General features: G+C 74.8%; 3 protein-coding genes and 1 pseudogene. All 4 read right to left on the reverse strand.

What is annotated here, in order from left to right:
• Positions 1–934 (reverse strand): annotated as a pseudogene (locus tag H5J30_RS36950) (ABC transporter substrate-binding protein); the annotation flags it as partial.
• Positions 883–1728, reverse strand: coding sequence for an nSTAND3 domain-containing NTPase (locus H5J30_RS36955; protein WP_258563509.1), 846 nt, complete (start codon positions 1726–1728; stop codon positions 883–885). The gene H5J30_RS36955 and the pseudogene H5J30_RS36950, both read right to left, overlap by 52 nt.
• Positions 1725–2540 carry a toll/interleukin-1 receptor domain-containing protein gene (locus H5J30_RS23980; protein ID WP_181789449.1) on the reverse strand — a complete coding sequence of 272 codons (816 nt, stop codon included), beginning with the start codon at positions 2538–2540 and terminating at the stop codon, positions 1725–1727. Before H5J30_RS23980 ends, H5J30_RS36955 begins: the two co-directional genes overlap by 4 nt.
• A gap of 70 nt (positions 2541–2610) precedes the next feature.
• On the reverse strand, positions 2611–3115 hold a 505-nt coding region (locus H5J30_RS23985), incomplete at its 5' end, for an NsdA family TPR-like regulatory protein (RefSeq protein ID WP_508470624.1).

The following is a 3115-nucleotide window of genomic DNA, read 5'->3' on the forward strand; positions in this document are numbered from 1 at the left end:
GCGGCGTCCACGCCTCGTACGGAACGTACGCGAACACGGTGGCCCAGCACTCGGTGAGCCGCCTGCGGGCGGAAGGGTCGGGCCACAGGGCCGGCTGCCGGGCGGCCGTGTCGGCGAGGGCGAGGAAGATGCGGGCCTCGGCCGGCCGGCGGAAGCCGGCGGGGCCGATGCCGTAGGCGGTGAGGCGGGAGAGGAGCAGGGCGCAGAGGCGGCGGTCGCCGGCTGCGAGGGTGAGGAGTTCCTTCAGCGCGGGGCGCTCGTCGCGGTCGTCCTCGGTACGGGCCAGGTGGTGCAGCCGGACCAGGGCCTGGTCGGGGTGGCTCACGGCCATCGCCTGGGCGCAGACCACGGTCAGCGCCAGCCGGTACGTCCTGGTCAGCCCCCGCTGGCGTACGTCGGCGAGGATCTGCCGACGGACGACGCGGCCGTGCACGTCGTGGCCGAGCCCCTCGGCCAGTGCCTTGGCGGCGTCCGGCAGGAGCCGATGCCCGGGCTCGTCCGCCCACTTGCGGGCGAGCGACAGCAGCTCTTCGGGGCCTTCGGTGCGCAGCGCCTGCTCGGCGAAGCGCTCGATGAACCGGTCCCGTTCCTCGCGCTCCAGGTCGAGGGTCCGCACGCTGTGCGCGACCCAGGCATGGAGGGTGGGGCGCAGGTAGGGGAAGTAGGACCAGAAGTGCCGGAGTACGGCCCGGACCCGGCCGGGCCGCTCGAAGCGCACCCGGCCGTCCGGCCCCGGGCTGCACCCGAGGGTGTGCAGCTCGGAGTCGAGATCGGTCCGGTCCAGCAGGGGGCGTTCGTCCTTGGGGTGCTTGACTACGGCGAGCAGGGCGTTCACGGCGTCGTGGACCGTGTCGGGCGTGGCGCCGTGGAGCATCGCGGCGGTCAGCGCCAAGGCCCGCCGGCGTCCGTCGACGAGCCCGCGGACGAAGGCCACTTCTGCGGAGTCGTCCTCCGTGAGCTGCGCCAGCTGGTCCGGCCACCACTGGTCGAACGACCCGCGGGCGCGGCGTCCCGGGCGCGGCGGACGCCGTCCGCCAGCCGCGCGACGTCGCGCATCGGGGCGTCGGCCAGGAAGCCGGCCAGGTCCGACGCGGCGAGTACGGCCGGGGACGGGGTGAGGTGCGCGCGGCGCAGGTAGCGCATGAGGACGTGGTCGGCCCGGGGGCGGGCGACATGCACCGTCAGCCGGTGCAACTCCGCCGGGAGGAAGTCGCGCAGCTGCGGGGAGAGCACGACGACGAGGCGGGCGTCGCGCTCTTCGAGTACGGACCGGAGCGCGGACAGCTCGTTGTGCAGCCCGGCGAACCGGGTCGCCTCGAAGTCGGACAGGTCCAGCAGCAGGCGGTCGCCGTCCGCGACGGCCCGCCGGTCGAGCGTCACGCCGCCGTCCTCGGCGTCCTCCGGGTCGACCTCGTGGATGCCGGTGCCGGTGGCCGGTTCGTACAGCAGCATCTGCGCCGCGGTGTGCCGGCCGGAGCCCGGCGGGCCCAGGAGGACGGCGGTGCGGTGCTCGCGCAGCAGGCGGCGTGCCTCGCCGAGGCGTCGGGGTGGGACGAAGCGCTGGTGGACGAAGGCGAGTTGCTCCTCGGCGATGGCGCGGGGGTCCTTGCCGCGGTTGCCGACGCGCTGGGACGCCTCGGTCATGGCGGCCATGTAGACGTACTGGTCACCGGGGCCGGAGTGGATCGGCGCGTGGGCCCCGGCGACGTAGGTGCCGGCGTCCGTCATCGGTCGTTCTCCCGGCGGCGGCGTGCGGGGCCGAAGTTCTGGTCGATGCCGCCGTGGTCGCTGCCGCCGACGATGTTGCCGTCGCCGCTGACCTGGGGGCCGTTGACCTGGTCGCCCTCGATCCGGTCGCCGTTGACCTGGTCGCCGGAGCCGGTGTGGAACGGGGCGTTCGCCTCGCCGACGACCGTGCCGATACGGCCGCTGATGTTGCCGATGCCGCCGCTCTGGCCGGTGTTGTGCATGCCGGGGGCGTCCGCCGTGCCGTCGGGTGCGGGCGCCGGGTCGGCGGCGGGGTCCGCCGGGGTGGTGGCGGGGTCGGGGCCGCGGTCGGCGGCGGCGAGTTCGGGGACCTGCTTGGCGAGCTGGTCGCCGATCACGGCGAGGTCGTGGCGGGCGGTCCGTAACGTGAAGCGCATGTACTGGCAGTCCGCCAGCCCCACGATGCTCTCCGGCAGCCGGCCCGGGTCCAGCTGCTCGGTGCTGCGGCCGACGAGGACGGGCATGACGGCGACGCCGTAGGCGAACGCCTCCTCGATCTCGCGGCGCACCCAGTCGTCCTCGTGGTCGAGCGCCCGGGCGCCCGGCCGGGCGGGGTGGACGGTGTCGGCCCAGCCGGGGCCGATGAGGGCCAGCAGGACGCTGCTGCGGCGTACGCCCTTGGTCAGGGCGTCGCTGTAGTTCTCACCCGCGGAGATGGACTTGGCGGCGAGGAAGACCATGCGGTCGCCGAAGCGGCGGGTCAGCTCGTGGTGGATGGCGTAGGCGGCGTCCTTGCCGTCGCTCGTGCGGTAGTTGATGAAGATTTCGGGCATGGCGGAGCTTCCCTTCGTACGGATCGATCGGTGGTGGGGTGGTGGGGTGGTGGGTGGTGCGGGTGGTCGGTCAGCTGGTGGTGCGTGGCGCGGCGGGGGCCAGGGCCGCGGTGAGGTCGGGGCTCAGCTCCCGTACGGCGGCGTTGCGCGGGTGGCGGCCCAGGATGCGGGCCGTGCGGCGGAGGTCGGCGGCGATGGTGGCGGAGTGGACGAGGGCGGCGTTGCCGAGGAGGGGGCGCAGGAGGTCGCAGGCGTGCTCGACCTGGCCGGACGCGGCGTGCGCGAGGGCGAGTCGGACACCGGAGCGGGTGCGGCTGCGTAGCGCGTGGGGCGGCATGCGTGCCGTCTCCCGGGCGAGGTAGTCGGCGGCGCGCTGGGGGCGGCCGAGGTGGTAGAGGCACCAGCCGGTGTACAGCGACACCACGTCCGGGACGTGGGAGGCGCCGATGACCGGCTCGGCGGGGTCCGGTTCGTCGCGGGCGAGGAGGTCGCGGGCGCGGTCGAGGCTGTGCATGGACGCGCTGTAGTTGCCGTCGAGCGCGTGTCCCTGGGCCTCGTGCTGGGCTGCGAGGCCG

The sequence above is a fragment of the Streptomyces phytophilus genome (assembly GCF_013870535.1).
Lineage (GTDB): Bacteria > Actinomycetota > Actinomycetes > Streptomycetales > Streptomycetaceae > Streptomyces > Streptomyces phytophilus.